Source organism: Tenacibaculum sp. ZH5_bin.1 (genome assembly GCF_042865525.1).
Lineage (GTDB): Bacteria > Bacteroidota > Bacteroidia > Flavobacteriales > Flavobacteriaceae > Polaribacter > Polaribacter mesophilus.
In genome coordinates this window covers 1-1478 of record NZ_JBEGIO010000001.1, presented here as the reverse complement: position 1 = coordinate 1478, position 1478 = coordinate 1, and the positions used below count along the sequence as shown (strand labels likewise).

Sequence of the window (1478 nt, the reverse complement as noted above, 5' to 3'; positions counted from 1 at the left end):
ACAGGGATGTTAGTTCCAGCTTCTACTGCATCAATGATATTGTCTGGAGTGATGTCATCAATAACAATAGAAAGGGTAGGAGCTGTGGTATCTACATTATACAGGTGATTATCAGTGGCTGAAGTAGTATTTCCAGCAGTATCAGTAGTAGTAACACTTGCTTCTACAGTCGTATCTGTATCAGCTGCTAAGTCTGATCCTGGAACATTGATGCTGTAGTTTCCACTGGCATCTACGGTACCGGTATAGTTGTTTCCATTGATTACTAAGGTTACCGTGTCGCCGGTATTGAAATCTCCGCCTACTGTTCCGGTGACTGCAATGGTTGTCCCTGCTTCTGTTGCATTGACAATGTTGTCTGCCGTGATGTTGTCTACACTTATGGTAGGAACTGGAGCGGTCGTGTCTACATTATAAACATGATTCGTGTTTGCACTTCCTGCATTCCCCGATCCGTCTGTTGTCGCTACACTTGCTTCTACTGTCGTGTCTGTGTCAGCGGCTAAGTCTGACCCCGGAACATTGATGCTGTAGTTTCCACTGGCATCTATGGTACCGGTATAGGTGTTTCCATTGATTACTAAGGTTACCGTGTCGCCGGTATTGAAATCTCCGCCTACTGTTCCGGTGACTGCAATGGTTGTCCCTGCTTCTGTTGCATTGACAATGTTGTCTGCCGTGATGTTGTCTACACTTATGGTAGGAACTGGAGCGGTCGTGTCTACATTATAAACATGATTCGTGTTTGCACTTCCTGCATTCCCCGATCCGTCTGTTGTCGCTACACTTGCTTCTACTGTCGTGTCTGTGTCAGCTGCTAAGTCTGATCCTGGTACATTGATGCTGTAGTTTCCACTGGCATCTACGGTACCGGTGTAGTTGTTTCCATTGATTACTAAGGTTACCGTGTCGCCGGTATTGAAATCTCCGCCTACGGTTCCGGTTACTGCAATGGTTGTCCCTGCTTCTGTTGCATTGACAATGTTGTCTGCCGTGATGTTGTCTACACTTATGGTAGGAACTGGAGCAGTCGTGTCTACATTATAAACATGATTCGTGTTTGCACTTCCTGCATTCCCCGATCCGTCTGTTGTCGCTACACTTGCTTCTACTGTCGTGTCTGTGTCAGCGGCTAAGTCTGACCCCGGAACATTGATGCTGTAGTTTCCACTGGCATCTACGGTACCGGTATAGGTGTTTCCGTTGACTGTTAAAGTTACCGTGTCTCCTGTATTGAAATCTCCGCCTACTGTTCCGGTGACTGCAATGGTTGTTCCTGCTTCTGAGGCATTGACAATGTTGTCTGCCGTAATATCATTTATAGTTAAGTTAACTACTCCTCCTACAGTAATGGTTGCTGTAGCAGAAGTTGCTTCTGCACAGGCACCACTTTGTACGATTGCACGGTATTGCGTGGTGGTGGTAAGGTTGGTTGCTGTTAAAGTCGTGGTGGTATTGGCGATATCGGTATCAGTGGT

General features: G+C 46.4%; 1 protein-coding gene. It reads right to left on the bottom strand.

Features of this window, described 5'->3' with window-relative positions; all coding sequences use genetic code 11:
• The coding region (locus ABHQ57_RS00005) for an Ig-like domain-containing protein (protein ID WP_389861776.1) at positions 1-1478 on the bottom strand (1478 nt) is incomplete at both ends.